We start from the raw sequence: 18,418 nt of genomic DNA on the forward strand, positions 1-18,418 counted from the left end.
CTACAATTGCCACGCAGTGTAAACCAAAAATCTTTATATTGTGTGTGAAGATGTTGTCAGTGTGAAAGGCAACTCAAGGTTGGTGGTGACCGGTTTTGAGTTGTTTTTATTCCCTACAATTGCCACGCAGTGTAAACCAAGAATCTTTATATGTGTGTGAAGATGTTGTCAGTGTGAAAGGCGGCTCAAGTTCGGTGGTGACTGAATTTGGGCTGTTTTTGTTTGTGCGGCTTTATTTTTAACTTCATTAATCCCCCCTTATCTCTACTCCTCAAGCTTCCTAAATATAAAATATTTATAAACTAAGTTATTATTTTTATTATGTTATTTTTTATTAACAAAATAGCTGCGAAAGCTTAACGCAAAACTTTATATTTTTTGTTGAACCGAAAACTGTCTTTGTTATACTCAGCATCGAACTTTCAGTAAGTTTTGAAAGTTTATTTGATACGGATCAATTCTCACTAGGTAAATGTGTGCTAGCCGGGTTTGATTGTATTTAGCACCTCGTTTTAGGGCTTACAGCAGCAATGTTTTTTTAATTTTTCCATTGCGCGCTTTATTACTCTAATTTTGTTATTAGTCATTTAGTAGGTTAATGTCTTTGAACACACTTTCTTTGCATCATACAAATACGGCTTTTGCTTCTAGCAAACCGCAAACGTGTGAGCGCTTGAATAAAGCGGGCAAGGGCGTGTGTGTCGCTATAACATTATTAGTGTTTAATACGGTAATGCTGCTAAGTGGTGCATTAGAGGATGCCTTTCAGCTTGAAGCGCTGTTTAGCAATGGCTCTATTGTTGAGCCTGTTTTGCTGCACATTACGCAATTTTTAGCTCATCCGATCATATCTAGTCAGTTACTCATTGGCCTTTGCTGGTTATTGTTCCATATTTTTCCGGCGCGTCGTGCTGGAATAATCCTTCGTAAAGCCGCTTTCGCTTTTCGCGAGGCAAAAGTACACCAACCTGTGTCCGCTGCACATGGTTGTCGTGCTCCACCTAGCTTTACAGGTTGTCTGTAAGGCTTCACTTGTTGCTGGTTTTAATTATTTTTTCTTGCTGTAAATAATTAAAGTTTGCATTAGCAATGTAGCCGCGTGTTTTAAACACGTCAGCCAACCAACACTCACCCAAGTTAACTTTTATTACGTTATATAAATGCGTTTAGAAGCTGGGTTTGTTGCTAGGTATTTTTTGCATCCACTTGCAGCGGGTTCAGTCCCCTTTATTTTTATAATTTAGTGCTAGTTAACTTGGGTTTTTATTGAAAAATCGTTGCTTAATTTTTATTCAAAGCAGCAAATTTAAAACTCTAGGTTTGTAGGATACTCCCTTGTTAATTCGTAACCTTTGTAATATTGCTTTAGCTAGTACGGTGCTGGCGTTGTCAGGCTGTAAAGGCGGGATACTCGATCCAAAAGGCCAAATAGGTATTGATGAGAAAAACTTAATCATCATTGCTACTGTCCTTATGCTGCTCGTAGTAATCCCCGTTATTGTGATGACTTTGTATTTCGCATGGAAATACCGAGACACACAAGATCATGAAATTTATGCACCAAAATGGGCTCATTCAAATAAGATTGAAGCCGTTGTTTGGGCTGTTCCTATTGTTATCGTTATTATTTTAGGTGTTATTACCTGGCAGTCTACCCAAGACTTAGACCCCTATAAACCTATTGAAGGTAAAGGCGAGCACCTCACTGTAGAGGTGGTTTCATTAAACTGGAAGTGGCTATTTATTTACCCAGAGCAAGGTATTGCAACGGTAAATGAATTGGTATTTCCGGCTAATGTACCTGTTGAATACAAAATCACTTCACAAAGCACAATGAACTCATTTTTTATTCCTCAGCTAGGTAGTCAAATTTATTCTATGGCAGGCATGGAAACCAAGCTTCATTTAATCGCAAACGAGCCGGGTACATTTAAAGGCTTTTCTGCTAATTACAGTGGCGCAGGTTTTACCGGTATGAAGTTCAATGCCATTGCCACCCCAACACAAGCTGATTTTGACACGTGGGTAACAAGCGTTAAAGCCAATGCTAACAACCTCACTCATGCCAATTATGTTGAGCTTGCAAAAGCCAGTGAAAACAATCCTGTTGCCTATTATGGCAAGGTCGACGACGGCCTATTTCATACCATTGTGATGAAGTATATGCAGGCACATGGCGATATGAACAAAAAACATCAAGCGATGAGCGAACATGGGCAAATGAGCAAAAAGCACCATGAAATGAATAAACACGCAATGCCTTTATCTCACAGCCAGGGCGAGGAATAATAATGTCGTTTTTAGGTAAACTTTCACTCGACGCAATTCCGTTTCATGAGCCAATTATAATGGTTACCATGACGGTGATAGCGATTGCCGGGCTTATTATCGCCGGGCTTATTACTAAATATAAAAAGTGGGGCGTGCTTTGGCACGACTGGATCACCTCTGTTGATCATAAACGCTTAGGCGTAATGTACATCTTTTTAGCATTAATAATGCTGTTTCGTGGTTTTTCTGATGCCATTATGATGCGTGCGCAGTTAGCACTTGCTACCAGTGGTGCGCCAGGTTATTTACCTCCTGAGCATTACGACCAAATATTTACAGCGCACGGCGTTATCATGATCATATTTATGGCTATGCCATTTATGATTGGCCTAATGAACATTGTATTGCCACTGCAAATTGGTGCTCGCGATGTTGCTTTTCCATTTTTAAATAATTTAAGTTTTTGGTTTACAGCCAGCGGCGCCATTTTAATTAACTTGTCGCTTGTATTTGGTGAGTTTGCAAAAACAGGTTGGGTGGCGTATCCGCCGCTTTCGGAGCTGACCTTTAGCCCTGGGGTGGGGGTCGATTATTATATATGGGCCTTGCAAATATCCGGACTCGGTACGCTTTTAACGGCAGTAAACTTTTTAGTTACTGTGTTTAAAATGCGTGCCCCAGGTATGACCCTAATGAAAATGCCAATTTTTACATGGGCATGTACATGGGCAAATATCTTAATTGCAGCCTCTTTCCCTATTTTAACTGCTGTGCTGGGCATGCTAACGCTTGACCGTTACCTTGATTTTCATTTTTTTACCAATGCAGCGGGCGGCAACGCCATGATGTACATCAACCTGTTTTGGGCGTGGGGTCACCCTGAGGTTTATATTTTAGTACTGCCTGCGTTTGGCATTTTTTCTGAAATTATCTCAACCTTTGCCGGTAAACGTTTATTTGGTTACAAATCGATGGTGTATGCCAGCGGTGCAATCTCTATTTTAGGTTTTATTGTTTGGCTACACCACTTTTTCACCATGGGGTCGAGTGCAAACGTTAATGCGTTCTTTGGGGTAATGACCATGGTTATTGCCGTCCCTACTGGCGTTAAGTTATTCAACTGGTTGTTTACCATTTACCGCGGCCGTTTACGCATCAGCGTTCCGGTGCTTTGGACATTAGGCTTTATGGTTACCTTTACAGTAGGCGGTATGACCGGCGTACTATTGGCTATTCCGGGTGCCGATTACGTGTTGCATAACAGTTTATTCTTAATTGCGCATTTCCATAACACAATTATTGGTGGCGCTGTATTTGGCTACCTTGCAGGTTTTGTATTCTGGTTCCCTAAAGCAATGGGCTTTAAGCTTAGCGAAAAATGGGGTAAAGCGTCTTTTTGGTGTTGGATAGTTGGTTTCTTCGTGGCGTTCATGCCGTTGTATGTACTTGGTTTCTTAGGTATGACTCGTCGCTTAAACCACACTAATAACCCAGATTGGAACATATGGTTATACATTGCAGCAGGCGGTGCTGTCATTATTATGTTTGGTATTATTTTCCAAGCCGTGCAGTTATTCGTTAGCTTTAGAGACCGCGAAGCACTTGACGATACAACAGGCGATCCATGGAACGCACATACCCTTGAGTGGGCAACCAGCTCACCACCGCAAGTATACAACTTTGCCACTATTCCACACGTTGATGATATTGATGCCTGGACCGACATGAAAGAAAAAGGCCAAGCGTATAAAACAAAAGCAAGCTACAGCCCAATTCATATGCCTAAAAATACCTCAGCGGGTGTATTTATGGCAGCAAGTTTAACAGCATTTTGTTTTGCCATGATTTGGCACATCTGGTGGTTAGCCGCTGTAGGTTTTGTTGGCGCAATTGCCTTATTTATTAAGCGTTGTTACACCAGCGATGTTGATTACTATATACAACCTGATGAAATTGCACGTATTGAAGCTGCGTATAATTCTAGTGGAAATAAGGAGCTAAGCGCGTGAGTACACTATCTGCGAATGTAGAAACTGCCCATTTAGACTCAGTCTCGCACGATGATCATGCACATGAGCATCACGATACCTCTGGCGATACAATTTTTGGCTTTTGGTTATACCTAATGACCGATTGCCTATTGTTTGCCTCGTTTTTTGCCACTTACGCCGTGCTGTTTATGAACACAGCCGGTGGTGTATCAGGTAAAGACATTTTTGAACTCGACTTTGTCGCTGTAGAAACAGCGGCGCTACTCATTAGTAGTATTACCTTTGGCTTTGCCATGATTGCCGCACAAGGGCAAAAAAAGGCACTCACACTCACCTGGTTGTTTATCACCTTTTGTTTAGGCGCTGTGTTTATAGGCATGGAAATTTACGAATTTCACCACCTAATTGTGCATGGTAACGGCCCGCAACAAAGTGCTTTTTTAACCTCATTCTTCTCGTTAGTAGGCTTACATGGTTTACACGTAACAGCGGGTCTAATTTGGATGAGTATTATGATGATAGAAGTGGCTAAACGTGGTTTAGGTAAACCAACCGTAACGCGTTTAAGCTGCCTAAGCCTATTTTGGCACTTCTTAGACATTGTTTGGATTTGTGTATTTACCGTTGTTTATTTAATGGGAGCAATGTAATGAGCCACAGCGAAGCGCACGCGTTAAAGCAAATGCAAAACGAGCACCATGATGAGTCTCATGGCAGCGTTAAAACGTACTTAATAGGCTTTGTGCTATCAATAATTTTGACCGCCATACCGTTTTACATGGTAATGGAAGGCGACTTTTCAAAAGTAACGACGCTTTGGAGCATTGTGACTTTAGCGATTGTACAAATTTGGGTGCACTTAAAATACTTTTTACACCTTAATTTTACGACAGAAGATGGCCGTGCAAGTACCTTTTCATTTTTATTCAGCGCCCTAATTATCGTCATGGTTGTTGGGTTATCGGTTTGGATAATTTACGAATCTAACGCAATGATGATGTACTAGGAGTTAAAGATGTTTCGTCGTTATTTATCAGTGACTAAGCCGGGCATTATTATGGGTAACCTTATTAGCGTGGCAGGCGGTTTTTTACTTGCCTCGCGCGGAGATATAGACCCATGGTTAATGGTTGTTACGCTTATTGGCTTGTCACTTGTGGTTGCATCGGGCTGTGCTATCAATAATGTAATTGATAGAGACATAGATGTAGCCATGGCACGTACGCGTACGCGGGTGACAGTAACAGGCGAAATGTCGGCCTTTGCTGCACTGAGTCACGGTGTTTTGTTGGGGGTTGTAGGTTTTGGGTTACTCATTGCTTACACCACACAAGCCGCGGTATTTTTTGCAGCGTTTGGCTATGTCATTTATGTTGGGGTTTATAGCCTTTACATGAAACGCAACTCTGTTTATGGCACGTTTGTAGGCAGTCTTTCAGGCGCTGTGCCTCCTGTGGTAGGTTACTGCGCTGTAACAGGGCAGTTCGATATTGGCGCGTTAATATTATTGGTTATGTTTAGCTTGTGGCAAATGCCGCACTCATATGCCATTGCTATTTTTCGCTTTAAAGATTACCAAGCCGCAGGTATCCCCGTATTACCCGTAGCGCAAGGTATTGATAAAGCGAAGCGCCATATTGTACTTTATATTGCTGTGTACGCTTTAGTTGTCATGCTATTACCAATAAGTGGCTACACCGGCGCTGCCTTTATGGCCGTGGCGTGTATTACCAGCTTTTGGTGGTTACTTATGGCACTGCGTGGCTATCGCCGTAATATTAATTTAACGAGCTGGGCACGCCAAGTGTTTGCTTTTTCTATTATAAATATTACAGCACTCAGTATAGCCATGGCCGTTGACTACCACAGTGCAGCGCCACAACTGCTTACACTAATATAATTTTAAAACTTTACATTTCCAAAGTTAATCCAAAGGCTCGAAAGGGCCTTTTTTTATGCCTAAAATAGCTGGGCAATAGAGTGTTTATGAGCTTGCTTTAGGTTTTCTTTTATTTGGGCTCTAATTTCTGCTGATTTATTTTGGCTTAGCTTAAAGTTTCCACTCCAATGAGTGGGAGTAAACTCTATAAAACTTAATTGTTGGTACATTGCTTGGCGACTGCGTATAGGCATATCATTAATATTCCACATGGGCTTAAAGGTTTGCTCAAAATGGGTTGTTAGTTGATTCATTATTTTTTCTTTCTCAATGTCACTTTTAATAATCACTACCTTTGCAGTTATTTGCACTGATGCGTAAAGCCAGCTCGGCAGTGTTTTATTATTGCTATAAGAGGGAGATAGGTAACAGTTGTCACCATTAAAAAGTAATTTTACAGAGTGTTTATCACAATGCGTCAGAGGGTTATTTTTTGCTACGTGAGCCATAAATATATTCCGTGAGGGCTCATATAATACAGGTACTTGGCATATAGTATTTAAGTCACTTTGCGAGTTGGGCATTAAAATACTCGCTAGCGGAAATTGCCTAACCAATGCCTTTAAGCGTTTTATATCATTTTCCTGAAAATGCATCGGTGGGTACATTAAAGCCTCTCTTCTAGTTGTGATTTTACATCCGGCCACTGCTCATCAACTATGCTAAATTTTGCTGTGTTTCTATAGCTACCATCACTAAGCTTTCTATCTTTATAAGCGAGCCCTTCAAAGTGAGCACCTAAACGAATAATTGCGTTACGTGATTTTTGATTTTTTTCATGGGTATTAAATGTAATTCTCACTAAATTAAGCTCATCAAACGCGTATTTAAGCAGTAAATATTTAGCGTGTGTATTTATGTAAGTTCGCTGCCAGTCATTGCTTATAAAAGTGTGGCCAATTTCAGCACTCAAATTGAATTTATCCAATTTAAATAATCGTGTTGTACCCACTACCTGCTGAGTATCTTTGTCGATAATGGCAAACACAATTTGTTCGTTTTTATTAAATTGTGCCTGGGTTAAAAACCACTCCTTTAAAATATCATGACTTTTAGTGTAGTTAATAAGTACCCATTGCCACACAATAGGGTGCTGGCCCGCTTTATATAACCCATTTAAGTGTTTATGGCTTAATGGCTCAAGAATAACCTTGTTTGTTTTGTGCGTTTGCAGAGTAAACATTGCTGGCTCCATTTTTTGCTATTAAAGAGCAATAAATGTACGCTTATTTGGCATAGTAAAAACAACCAGAATATAACTTTTACCTATACCAGATTAAAGGGAATATATGCAGCCGTTAAGTATTGAATTTAATGAGCAACGCAAAGCAAAATATTTGCAATTAGCGCAAGCACTTCGCAGCGCAATTATTAAAGGCGACATAGCGGTGGGCACAAAGCTCAGCTCAGCCAGAGAAATGGCAAAAATTTATCAGTTAAACCGCCATACAATAATGAATGCTTTACAGTTATTGGTAGCTGAAGGGTGGTTGGAATCTAATGAGCGCAGCGGGTATAACGTAACACAAACCTTACCAATTCAAAGCAGTGTTAACACAAAGCAAGTACCTGTTGTTGACCCTAAACCTTACAAATTTACCAAAAAGTTAGCAGTGCCCGCGCCTGCTATGAATTTAAATGAATTTAAATATAACTTTGCAGGTGGACTCCCTGATCTTAATTGCTTCCCATATAAAGAATTTAAACGTTCTTTAAGTTATGTATTTAATCATGTAGATACCAGTAAGTTTCATTATGGCGATATAAGCGGGGCGAACGAGTTAAAGCACCAAGTAAGTAGTTATTTATACAAAGCACGTAATCTTAAAGTTAATGACTTACTGATATGTAACGGCTCTCAGGAGGCATTATTTTTAATCTCAAAAGCTTTTATAAGTAAAGGTGACTTTGTTGCGGTTGAGACGTTAGGGTATCCACCAGCGCGTAAAGCTTTTGCGGCATGTGGCGCACAAATAGTAGATATAAAACAAGATGAATTTGGCTTATGTATTGATGATTTGAAAACACAATTTAGTCGCTTCTCAATTAAAATGTTGTACTTAACACCGCTGCATCAGTACCCGACAACTGTTACTTTATCGCCTACACGGCGTATGCAAATTTATCAGTTATGTTACCAACATGGGGTAATGATTATAGAGGATGACTATGACCATGAGTTTCACTATCAATGCCACCCGTTACAACCTATGGCAGCAGATGACCCAGCAGGTATAGTGATTTATCTCTCTACGTTTTCTAAAATTATGTTTTCGGCAGCCCGTATAGGCTACATATGTGCTGCACCTGCAGTACTTGAGCAATTAAGTGCATGGAAGCAACTCATGAATCATAAAAACGATGTGGTAATGCAATTAGCGGTAGCACACTTTATGAAAGAAGGCGCATTTGAGCGTCATTTAAAACGTATGACAAAGCTTTATAAACAGCGATATGAAGCAATGGATAAGTCGTTAAAAGCACTGCAGGCGAAAGGTTTATCACTTGAGTATAAAAAGCCCGATGGTGGGATGGCAATGTGGGTTAACTTAAACATAGATACGGCTAATATTAAAAAGCACCTACACAAGCACAGTATTTATTTGCAAACAGAAGCAGAGTTTTATTTTTGCGATTCTTATAGAAGCTTAAAACCTAAACACTTTAGTTACTTGCGCCTAGGATTTGCAGGGCAGTCGGAGGAAGCCATGCAAAAGGGATTAAATATCATTGCTGAGTATGCTTATTAAGCTATTTTTTTAAACTTTCTGCTTCGTAAAACAAAGGTTTTAGGGTGCCGCAGTTTATAAATTTATACGTTAACTCATTCTGGCCAGGAAGGAGAGTTGAGGTTCTAAATTTTTGCATACAGGCATTTACCAAATCCACAAAAATTAGGTGGTTAAAACTAGGTGCTTGGCTAATTTTATGAATATAAATACGCTCAGTGCCGCCTAGGTCTATCATGTCGTATTCTTGCCAGGGGCTGGCTTTAGCTAAATCTTTTAACTGGCGAGAATACAGCTGTTTATTCATTTCTATTGTTCGGTTTGTGTAAATTAGGCTACCTGCATTTTTGTAATTGCCTTCGTACACATCGGCGATAATGGTTATTGCTTCACCGCGCATTAAGCGTTGAATATTAAACGGTTTAGGCTTTAGGGTTATTAGCTCTGCGTTGCGAACAACATCTAAAAAAGCAACATCAGGGTTTTTAATCCTATACACTACTTGTATATCGTACGGTAATTTATAACTGGGTAAATTAAACGCATAAATTCCTGAACCTTTATTTACCAGTGCTATTGCATGCTCAGCATTGTATTTGGGGTTGAGTGGTGGCAATTCTGCTGCCTCTTCCTCAGCAAAAGCGTATCCGCTTATAGTAATGATCAACAAAGTAAGAAGTAAACGCATAATAATCTCAATTAATTTATGAGGTAAAAGTGTAGTATAAAGTGCGCTAAGCTGGTGATTTATTGTTAGGGCAAGTAAGTTTATTTATTAAGATGTATTTATGCACTTAGTTGTTCACTTCGTGTAATAAAGTCCTGGCATATACGTGTAAGTTTTCGTCTTCAGGGTTTGAAGTGTTGGTTAAATAAATTACACGCCCAGCTTTATTAATAAATAAGGTAGTGGGTGTGCCTCTGATTCCTAATTGTTTTGCTATGGCATCGGCTTTAATAGCTGTTTTAAATGTATAGCCTCTATCAATTATTGCTTTGGCGGGGCTGGCATCGTCGTCTTCTTTAAAGCTTACCGCAATGACCTTTAAGCCTTTGTGTTTTATTTTTTCAAGTGCTGGTTGCAGCTTTTTACAATATGGACACCACGTAGCCCAAAAATGTAAAACGTAAGGTTGGCCTAATAAATCGTGCGTTTGAACGGTTGAACCATCAGCCATGTTTAACGTTATTGCAGGCAATAGTGGTAATGAGTCATCATCAGCGAGTTGCTGTGCAGAGCTTATAAAGCTTAATAAAATCAGTGTAATGGCAGTAATTAGTTTTCTCATGGTTCGTTCTTATTATTTTTTAATAGTGAGTTTAATAAGAACGTGAATTAAGTTATTTCATTTCATTAAAAACCAGCAGCCTGCTCAATCACGATTGCATGGCGCTGCGCTAAACGCGTATGGTCTCTGTCGTAGCCGCCACCAATAACACTAGCAATAGCGGTGTTATGTTCAAGGCAGCGCTTAAATACTAAATGATCACGCTGTTTAATACCGTCCCAGCTTATATCTAGTTTGCCTAAGCCATCGTCTTGCCAAATATCTACACCGGCATCGTATAGGACTAAATCGGGGTTGAGTTCTTTTAGTAAAAACTGCAGGGTATCATCCACAATGCCTAAGTATTCTGCGTCTTGCATATTGTTAGCAAGGCCTATGTCTAAATCGCTGGGGGATTTTCTAAACGGGAAGTTTTTTTCGCAGTGTATAGAGCAAGTGTACGCATACGGCTGATGTGCAAGCATTGCCGCTGTGCCATCGCCTTGGTGTACGTCTAAATCAAAAATGAGCACATTGGTCACTTCACCGCTTTGTATTAATGTTTGCGCGGTAAATGCTAAGTCGTTCACCATGCAAAAACCTGAGCCAAAATCAGTGTGTGCATGGTGTGTACCGCCCGCTAAATGACAGGCTAAGCCATGCTTTAATGCTAAGCGTGCAGTTTGCAGCGTGCCTTGTGGAGCGGTGAATGTACGATTCATTAATGGTTGCGACCAAGGTAGGCCAATGCGGCGCATGGCTTTTTCGTCTAGGCGGTTATGCCATAAATCGTGAATGTAGTTTTCACAGTGTACTAGTTCAAGTGGTTCGGGGCTGCCTAAAATAGGTGCAACTAAATTATCACCCGCAATGCCTAAACCTTTAACCTGCTCATACAAATGAGCAAATTTGCTCATTACAAATCGGTGCTTAGGGTCAAAGCTAAACGAGTAATTACTGTGATAGACCAAAGGTAAGTGAGGGTTTAGGCGCATAACTGTATCAATAATAAAGTTTGCGCTATGGTAATAAACTTAACTAAAGCAGTCTATTGTGGGTCTTCAATTAATGAAGTAAGTTCTCGGTGAAGTAGTTTGTCATCAGCTAAATTAAGCTCTACCAATCGTTTTAAATAGGTAATGCTGTTTATATCAATATGGTGGCATTTAAGGCCAACGTGCTTTTGCTCAATATGGCAAATAAGAACGTCCATTCTTATTTCTATATCGCTTTGTGGCAAAGTAAAGCGTAGTGTTGCGTCGCTGTCTTTTTTACCATTAAAAGCGTCACATTTTGTGATCAGCGCTCCGTGTAACGATACATCAAGCAACTTACATGGGTAAGTGCTCCCTGCAAATTCTAGCTGTGCAGAAGTTGAAAAAAGAATGCGCGAGAACTGACGACGATTTTCCATAAAACGAGTGCCTTTTTTGTAATATTTTAAACAAGCATAGCGGGAAATAGCGCATAGCGATAAAAAAAGGCATAAAAAAGCCCCGCATAAATGCAGGGCTTGTTGTATCAGTTAACACTTAACCAATTTTTTTGTACTTAATACGCTTAGGTTGCGCAGCTTCTGCACCTAAGGTCTTTTTAAGCCACTCTTCGTATTCAGTGTAGTTACCATCGAAAAAGTTAATTTGGCCTTCGTCGCGGTAATCTAAAATGTGTGTTGCAATACGGTCAAGGAACCAACGGTCATGCGATATACACATTACACAGCCTGGGAACTCTAAAATAGCGTTTTCAAGCGCGCGTAGTGTTTCAACATCAAGGTCATTGGTTGGCTCATCCAGTAGTACCACGTTACCGCCCGCTTTTAAAAGCTTAGCAAGGTGTAAACGGTTACGCTCACCACCCGATAAGTCTTTTACAAACTTTTGCTGGTCGTTACCTTTAAAGTTAAAGCGGCTAACGTATGCACGGCTTGGGAACTCAAAGTTACCAATTTTTAGCACATCTTGCCCGTCAGATATTTCTTGGAAAACAGTTTTGCTTTCGTCCATATTGCCACGGAACTGATCAACTGTTGCAAGCTCTACAGTTTCACCTACGCTGATGCTGCCGCTATCTGGCTGCTCTTCACCACTTAGCATTTTAAATAGGGTTGATTTACCCGCACCATTGGCACCAATAATGCCTACAATCGCGCCTTTTGGCATACTAAAGCTTAAATCGTCGATTAATACGCGATCGCCAAAGCTCTTACGTAAGTTATTCACTTCAAGCACTTGGTCGCCTAAACGCGGGCCTGGTGGAATAAATAGCTCGTTAGTTTCGTTACGCTTTTGGTAATCAGACTGCTGTAGCTCGCTAAACTGCGCCATACGTGCTTTAGACTTAGCTTGGCGGCCTTTAGGGTTTGAACGCACCCATTCAAGCTCTTGTGCAATTGATTTTTGACGTGCTTTTTCTGATTTTTGCTCTTGTTGTAAGCGCGCATCTTTTTGCTCAAGCCAAGAAGAGTAGTTACCTTCCCACGGAATACCTTCACCACGGTCAAGCTCTAATATCCAGCCAGCTACATTATCAAGGAAGTAACGGTCATGGGTTACTGCCACAACAGTGCCTTCGTAATCATGTAAGAAGCGCTCAAGCCATGCAACCGACTCAGCATCTAAGTGGTTAGTAGGCTCATCGAGAATAAGCATATCTGGCTTTTCAAGTAATAAACGACAAATAGCAACACGGCGGCGCTCACCGCCTGAAAGGTGCTCAATTTTAGCATCCCATTCTGGTAGACGCAGTGCATCAGCAGCGCGCTCTAAAACGTTATCGATGTTGTGGCCATCGTGCGCTTGAATAATCGCTTCAAGCTCGCCTTGCTCTTTTGCTAGGGCGTCAAAGTCAGCGCCGTCCATTGCGTACTCGTTGTACACTTCGTCAAGGCGGTTTAGGGCGTGTTTTACTTCACCTACAGCTTCTTCAACTATTTCGCGTACTGTTTTGCTTTCATCCAGTACTGGCTCTTGCGGTAAGTAACCAATTTTAGTGCCCGGTTGAGGGCGTGCCTCACCTTCAAAGTCTTGGTCAACACCGGCCATAATGCGAAGTAATGTAGATTTACCAGCACCGTTTAAACCTAGCACACCAATTTTAGCGCCAGGGAAAAAGTGCAGCGAAATATCTTTTAAAATTGTGCGCTTAGGTGGCACAACTTTAGATACTCGACTCATCGAGAAAATAAACTTATCAGGTAAAACCATGGAGGAAAGCCTTCAAATAATAATAAAAATTTCAATGTTGTATTGTAGTGGCTCACGGGTGAAACAGTCAACGAATGGCGGGTTTTAAAGCGCTAATGGCTGCAGGTTGATAAAGTATAAAATCATGAATAAATTTCATTTAGACATCTATACATCTAGAGGTTGATATTTTTGGCATTCTGTTCATAATGAGAGCGTATAAATTCTCGGTTTTTATGAGTAGGAGTAAAATATGCCAATCACAGTAAAAGACGAGCTACCGGCTATTGCCCGTTTGCGTGAAGAAAACGTGTTTGTAATGCCAAAAAGCCGTGCAAAAACGCAAGAAATTCGCCCAATGCGTTTGGCTATTTTAAATTTAATGCCTAATAAAGTAGAAACCGAAGTACAGTTTATTCGTTTGCTTGCTAATTCTCCTTTGCAAGTAAATGTAGAGCTATTACGCCTAGATACGCACCGCAGCAGTAGCAATTCAGAAGAGCACCTAGATACTTTTTACCGTTATTTTTCAGAAGTAAAAGACAATAACTACGATGCATTGATCGTTACCGGCGCACCACTCGCTCACCTTGAATACGACGATGTAGCCTACTGGGATGAGCTAAAAGTGATTATTGACTGGGCAGAGCAGCACGTTACATCTACGCTGTTTTCGTGCTGGGCGGCGCATGCAGCGTTGTATCACCGTTACAATTTAAAGCGTGATTTAAAAGAAGATAAACTCTGTGGCGTGTTTACCCACCAGTGTTACTTTGACCATGGTGCGCTTACGCGTGGATTCGACGATACCTTTTTAGTGCCGCACTCACGTTATGGCCACATAGATATAAATAAAATTAATGCCTGCGACGATATAGTCGTGCTGGCAGGCTCTGAAAAAGTAGGCGCTTACTTAATGAAAAATAAGTCGGGCAGCCAAGTGTTTATAACCGGCCACCCAGAATACGATGCCGACACACTAAAAGCAGAGTACGAGCGCGATTTACAAAAAAGCCCTAATGCGCCAAAACCCGAAAACTATTTTCCAGATAACGATGCAAGTAAAAAGCCCTCAAAAACGTGGCAAAGCCATGCCTTTTTGCTGTTTTCGAACTGGTTAAACTACTACGTGTACCAAACTACACCTTATGATATTAATTTAGTTAGCCAAGATGTGAGGACTAACAACTATGCCGAATAACGTGCCAAACAAAAATAAGCAAAGTGAATTAAGCGCTGCGCTAAAACAGCGTATTTTAATTTTAGATGGTGCAATGGGTACCATGATCCAAACTCACAAGCTTGAAGAAGAAGACTACCGAGGCGAGCGTTTTAAAGACTGGCACGTACTAATTAAAGGCAATAACGATTTATTAAGCCTTACAAAACCCGAGCTAATAACCGATATACACCGTAGCTTTTTAGCCGCCGGTGCAGATATTATTGAAACCAATACCTTTAACTCAACCACCATTTCGATGGAAGATTACGACATGGCCAGCATAAGTCGTGAGGTAAACCTAGAGTCGGCCAAGCTTGCGCGCGCTATATGTGACGAGTTCACAGCCCAAAACCCAAAAAAACCACGCTATGTAGCCGGTGTGTTAGGGCCAACCTCTAAAACCTGCTCTATCTCGCCAGATGTAAACGACCCAGGCTATCGTAATATTACCTTTGATAAGCTGGTTAATGCGTATGTTGAGTCTACTCTTGCATTAATGGAAGGCGGCGCTGATTTAATACTTATCGAAACCATATTCGACACCCTCAATGCTAAAGCAGCCTCATTCGCAGTAGAAGAAGCGTTTGAGCAAGCCGGGCGCACATTACCAGTGATGATCTCGGGCACCATTACCGATGCCTCAGGCCGTACGCTTTCAGGGCAAACAACCGAGGCATTTTATAACTCTATCCGCCATATTAAGCCTATTTCAATTGGCCTTAACTGCGCCCTAGGGCCAGATTTACTTCGCCAATACGTAGAAGAGCTTTCGCGCGTATGCGAAACCTTTACCTCAGTGCACCCAAATGCGGGTTTACCCAATGAGTTTGGAGAATACGATCTAGAAGCAGACGACATGGCAAAAGAGATCATAGATTGGGGTAAATCGGGCTTTATAAATATTGTGGGTGGGTGCTGTGGCACCACGCCTGCGCATATTCGCGCCTTTGCTAAAGGGCTTGAAGGCGTTAAACCTCGCCCTTTACCAGAGCTTGATGTTCGCATGCGTTTATCAGGCCTTGAAGCCTGTAACTTAAATTAAGGAGCCGACAATGACTCAACAAATTGCAGTATTTACCAATGTCGGCGAGCGTACTAACGTAACCGGTTCAGCCATGTTTAAACGCTTGATCATGGAAGAAGATTACGAGACAGCGCTTAACGTTGCTCGCGAACAAGTAGAAAACGGCGCCCAAATTATTGATATAAACATGGACGAAGCCATGTTGGACTCAAAAGCAGCCATGGTTAAGTTTTTAAACTTAATTGCCTCAGAGCCCGATATATCTAAAGTGCCTATTATGGTCGACTCCTCTAAATGGGATGTAATAGAGGCAGGCCTTAAATGTATTCAAGGCAAAGCTATTGTTAACTCAATATCGCTTAAAGAGGGTGAAGAGCCGTTTAAACGCCAAGCTAAAATTATTAAACGATTTGGCGCAGCCGCTGTTGTTATGGCGTTTGATACCGAAGGCCAAGCCGACACCGCAGATAGAAAGTACGAAATATGTGAGCGCAGCTACAAAATATTAGTCGATGAAATAGGTTTTCCGCCGGAGGATATTATATTCGACCCTAATATATTTGCTGTAGCCACCGGTATAGAAGAGCACGACAACTATGCCGTAGAATTTATTGAAGGCACACGCCGCATTAAGCAAAACTTACCTCACTGTAAAGTGTCGGGTGGGGTGTCAAATGTATCGTTCTCATTCAGAGGTAATAACCCCGTACGTGAAGCCATTCACTCGGTGTTTTTATACCACGCGATAAAAGCGGGTATGGATATGGGCATTGTAAACGCAGGGCAGCTTGCGGTTTACGACGACATCCCCGAGGAACTTCGTAAAGCCGTAGAAGATGTAATCCTTAATACCGACCCCGGTGCAGGTGAGCGACTTGTAGAAATAGCCCCTAAGTTTTCGGGTATGGCACAGGCCGAACGCGTAGAAGATTTAGAATGGCGCACATGGCCTGTTGAAAAACGCCTAGAGCACGCCCTTGTCAAAGGCATTACCACCTTTATAGATGAAGACACGGAAGAGTGCCGCGCAGCTGCCGATAAACCTATTCACGTGATTGAAGGGCCGCTCATGGATGGCATGAACGTGGTAGGGGATTTATTTGGTGCAGGTAAAATGTTTTTACCGCAGGTTGTTAAATCTGCCCGTGTAATGAAGCGCGCAGTGGCCTACTTAGACCCATTCATAGAAGCTGAAAAAGAAGAAGGCGCCACTAACGGTAAAGTCGTTATGGCCACCGTAAAAGGCGACGTGCACGACATTGGTAAAAACATTGTGGGCGTAGTACTGCAATGTAATAATTACGAAGTAATCGATTTAGGCGTAATGGTACCTGCCGAAAAAATATTGCAAACCGCGATTGACGAAAAAGCCGACATAATCGGCCTTTCGGGTTTAATTACCCCATCGCTTGATGAAATGGTACACGTAGCCAAAGAAATGACCCGCCGAGGCTTTGAGTTACCACTTATGATTGGCGGCGCTACGACCTCTAAAGCGCATACTGCAGTAAAAATAGAGCCACAGTACGACAAAGGCGTAGTGTACGTAAATAACGCCAGCCGGGCAGTGGGCGTAGTATCCAGCTTGTTATCAAACGATCTAAAACCCGCCTTTTTAGAAAAAACTAAAGCCGAGTACGAAAAAGTACGCGAGCAGCAAGCACGTAAAAAACCACGTTCTAAACCGGTTACCATACAGCGTGCCCGCGATAACGCCGCCAAGCTTGATTGGGATAATTACACGCCTCCTGTGCCTAAAAAACTGGGCGTGACTGAGTTTAAAAATGTATCAATCGCCACGTTGCGTAAATACATAGATTGGACCCCGTACTTTATGACGTGGTCAATCGCTGGCAAATACCCACGCATAATGGACGATGAAGTCGTTGGCGAGCAAGCACGTAGCTTATTTAAAGATGCTAACGACATGCTCGACGACCTTGAAAAGTCAGGTGCTTTGCAACCTTTAGGTGTTATTGGTTTATTCCCTGCAAACCGCGTGGGCGATGACATAGAAATTTACACCGACGAAACTCGCAAAGAGCTGTTAACCATCTCGTGCCATTTACGTCAACAAACCGAAAAAACCGACTTTGCTAATTACTGTTTGGCCGACTACATTGCGCCAAAAGGCACACCTGATTACTTTGGTGCGTTTGCCGTAACGGGCGGTTTAGAAGAAGACGACTTAGCCGATGCGTTCGACGCCAAGCAAGACGACTACAATAAAATAATGGTAAAAGCGGTTGCCGACAGGCTCGCAGAAGCCTTTGCAGAATACCTGCACGAACAAGTACGCAAAGAGTATTGGGGTTACGCAGCCGATGAAAACTTAACTAACGATGAGCTAATCCGCGAAAACTACCAAGGTATTCGCCCAGCGCCAGGTTACCCAGCGTGCCCAGAACACACCGAGAAAAAGAAAATTTGGCAGCTGCTCGATACCGAAAAACGCATTGGCATGCAGCTAACTAGCTCCTACGCCATGTGGCCAGGGGCTGCTGTTTCGGGCTGGTATTTCTCACACCCAGAGGCAAAATACTACGCCGTAGCAGCTATTCAAAAGGATCAGGTAGAAGATTACGCCAAGCGAACTAATATGACGCTCGCAGAGGCAGAAAGATGGCTATCGCCTAACTTGGGGTATGAGCCAGAGTAAAAGAGCAGCGGTCAGTTTTTAGCTGTCAGCTATCAGAAAAATGATCTGACCCCGATAAAGTAGACACGGGGTTTTAATTCATTGATTCATATTGTATGGGGCTAACATTTCCAATCGTCCCATGCATTCG

At 41.8% G+C, this 18,418-nt stretch carries 17 protein-coding genes; 10 read left to right on the forward strand and 7 right to left on the reverse strand.

From position 1 onward, the window contains the following. Nucleotides 1–604: 604 nt before the first annotated feature. The 6 genes from AN391_RS19040 to cyoE all read left to right on the forward strand — a co-directional run bounded on the left by AN391_RS19040 (nt 605) and on the right by cyoE (nt 6,162). The gene (locus AN391_RS19040) at nt 605–1,024 is read left to right on the forward strand and encodes a hypothetical protein (RefSeq protein WP_055016845.1); all 420 of its coding nucleotides are present in this window, start codon (nt 605–607) and stop codon (nt 1,022–1,024) included. 311 nt (nt 1,025–1,335) lie between these two features. Next, entirely contained in the window at nt 1,336–2,289 is a 954-nt protein-coding gene (gene cyoA / locus AN391_RS19045; protein ID WP_055016846.1) for a ubiquinol oxidase subunit II, read from the forward strand. 2 nt (nt 2,290–2,291) lie between these two features. Continuing rightward, nucleotides 2,292–4,280 (forward strand): cytochrome o ubiquinol oxidase subunit I, encoded by a 1,989-nt coding sequence (gene cyoB / locus AN391_RS19050; RefSeq protein WP_055016847.1) that lies wholly within the window; start codon nt 2,292–2,294, stop codon nt 4,278–4,280. Then, nucleotides 4,277–4,912: a cytochrome o ubiquinol oxidase subunit III gene (cyoC, locus tag AN391_RS19055; RefSeq protein WP_055016848.1), complete on the forward strand. Its 636-nt coding sequence runs from the start codon at nt 4,277–4,279 to the stop codon at nt 4,910–4,912. Before cyoB ends, cyoC begins: the two co-directional genes overlap by 4 nt. After that, nucleotides 4,912–5,268 carry a cytochrome o ubiquinol oxidase subunit IV gene (gene cyoD / locus AN391_RS19060; protein ID WP_004587444.1) on the forward strand — a complete coding sequence of 119 codons (357 nt, stop codon included), beginning with the start codon at nt 4,912–4,914 and terminating at the stop codon, nt 5,266–5,268. Before cyoC ends, cyoD begins: the two co-directional genes overlap by 1 nt. Nucleotides 5,269–5,277: 9 nt before the next feature. Continuing rightward, on the forward strand, nt 5,278–6,162 hold the full coding sequence (gene cyoE / locus AN391_RS19065) for a heme o synthase (RefSeq protein ID WP_055016849.1): 885 nt from the start codon (nt 5,278–5,280) through the stop codon (nt 6,160–6,162). Nucleotides 6,163–6,221: 59 nt separating this feature from the next. Here cyoE and AN391_RS19070 read toward each other — a convergent pair whose 3' ends face one another. Both AN391_RS19070 and AN391_RS19075 read right to left on the reverse strand, forming a co-directional pair. Continuing rightward, nucleotides 6,222–6,809 (reverse strand): FMN-binding negative transcriptional regulator, encoded by a 588-nt coding sequence (locus AN391_RS19070; RefSeq protein WP_055016850.1) that lies wholly within the window; start codon nt 6,807–6,809, stop codon nt 6,222–6,224. Beyond that, nucleotides 6,809–7,384, reverse strand: coding sequence for a GNAT family N-acetyltransferase (locus AN391_RS19075; protein WP_055016860.1), 576 nt, complete (start codon nt 7,382–7,384; stop codon nt 6,809–6,811). The genes AN391_RS19070 and AN391_RS19075 overlap by 1 nt, the downstream gene beginning before the upstream one ends. A 106-nt stretch (nt 7,385–7,490) precedes the next feature. Between AN391_RS19075 and AN391_RS19080 the strand changes: the two genes are divergently transcribed. Further along, nucleotides 7,491–8,951, forward strand: a complete 1,461-nt coding sequence (locus AN391_RS19080; RefSeq protein ID WP_055016851.1) for a PLP-dependent aminotransferase family protein — start codon at nt 7,491–7,493, stop codon at nt 8,949–8,951. Between the two features lies 1 nt (nt 8,952). Here the strand turns inward: AN391_RS19080 and AN391_RS19085 are convergent, their stop codons facing one another. The 5 genes from AN391_RS19085 to ettA form a co-directional block, all read right to left on the reverse strand. Then, nucleotides 8,953–9,618 carry a hypothetical protein gene (locus AN391_RS19085; RefSeq protein ID WP_055016852.1) on the reverse strand — a complete coding sequence of 222 codons (666 nt, stop codon included), beginning with the start codon at nt 9,616–9,618 and terminating at the stop codon, nt 8,953–8,955. Nucleotides 9,619–9,724: 106 nt separating this feature from the next. Next, on the reverse strand, nt 9,725–10,219 hold the full coding sequence (locus AN391_RS19090; protein ID WP_055016853.1) for a TlpA disulfide reductase family protein: 495 nt from the start codon (nt 10,217–10,219) through the stop codon (nt 9,725–9,727). A gap of 65 nt (nt 10,220–10,284) precedes the next feature. Then, entirely contained in the window at nt 10,285–11,193 is a 909-nt protein-coding gene (locus AN391_RS19095; RefSeq protein ID WP_055016854.1) for a histone deacetylase, read from the reverse strand. Nucleotides 11,194–11,246: 53 nt separating this feature from the next. Next, nucleotides 11,247–11,612, reverse strand: a complete 366-nt coding sequence (locus tag AN391_RS19100) for a PilZ domain-containing protein (RefSeq protein WP_055016855.1) — start codon at nt 11,610–11,612, stop codon at nt 11,247–11,249. Nucleotides 11,613–11,730: 118 nt separating this feature from the next. After that, nucleotides 11,731–13,404, reverse strand: a complete 1,674-nt coding sequence (gene ettA, locus AN391_RS19105; RefSeq protein WP_055016856.1) for an energy-dependent translational throttle protein EttA — start codon at nt 13,402–13,404, stop codon at nt 11,731–11,733. Between the two features lie 232 nt (nt 13,405–13,636). Between ettA and metA the strand changes: the two genes are divergently transcribed. The 3 genes from metA to metH are packed head-to-tail and all read left to right on the forward strand — an operon-like array spanning nt 13,637 to nt 18,288. Continuing rightward, nucleotides 13,637–14,584 (forward strand): homoserine O-succinyltransferase, encoded by a 948-nt coding sequence (gene metA, locus AN391_RS19110; protein ID WP_055016857.1) that lies wholly within the window; start codon nt 13,637–13,639, stop codon nt 14,582–14,584. Next, complete coding sequence (locus tag AN391_RS19115) at nt 14,574–15,647, forward strand: homocysteine S-methyltransferase family protein (protein ID WP_055016858.1); 1,074 nt, start codon at nt 14,574–14,576, stop codon at nt 15,645–15,647. Before metA ends, AN391_RS19115 begins: the two co-directional genes overlap by 11 nt. A 10-nt stretch (nt 15,648–15,657) precedes the next feature. Further along, entirely contained in the window at nt 15,658–18,288 is a 2,631-nt protein-coding gene (metH, locus tag AN391_RS19120; protein WP_055016859.1) for a methionine synthase, read from the forward strand. Nucleotides 18,289–18,418: the final 130 nt, after the last annotated feature.

This window comes from Pseudoalteromonas sp. P1-13-1a (assembly GCF_001401875.1).
Taxonomy (GTDB): Bacteria; Pseudomonadota; Gammaproteobacteria; order Enterobacterales; family Alteromonadaceae; genus Pseudoalteromonas.